Source organism: Oleiphilus sp. HI0080 (assembly GCF_001635135.1).
Map to the genome: position 1 here is coordinate 1 of NZ_LWFU01000256.1, position 419 is coordinate 419.

Below are 419 nucleotides of genomic sequence, written 5' to 3' on the forward strand. Positions count from 1 at the left end.
ACTAGTTATCAGTACACAATCACTGACCTCATCAAGCGTCATTGACTGAGCTCGTAAAGAGTCATTAACGGAAGTAATCAAGAGTCATTAACGGAAGTAATCAAGAGTCATTAACGGAACTCGTAAAGAGTCACTATAAACAATAAGGGGAAATCCTCATGAAAAAACTATCGCTATTTCTAGGTTGTGTCCTAGCTGCAACAAGCAGTCTTGGCTTCGCTGCAGACAAACTTAAACTGGCTGTTGATGTCCCATATGAGCCTTTCGAATACAAAGCGCCAGATGGCACACTCACTGGCTTCGAAATTGATCTGGGCAACGCGGTTTGTGCTGAAATCAAAGCAGAGTGCGAATGGGTTATTCAAGCTTGGGACGGTATCATTCCCGGCCTTCTAGCGCGTAAATACGACGCTATCTTT

General features: G+C 43.7%; 1 protein-coding gene. It reads left to right on the forward strand.

The genetic code is table 11. The features are described 5' to 3' along the window. Nucleotides 1-158 precede the first annotated feature (158 nt). Nucleotides 159-419: transporter substrate-binding domain-containing protein (locus tag A3751_RS02730; protein WP_156492221.1), on the forward strand; the 261-nt coding region annotated here is incomplete at its 3' end.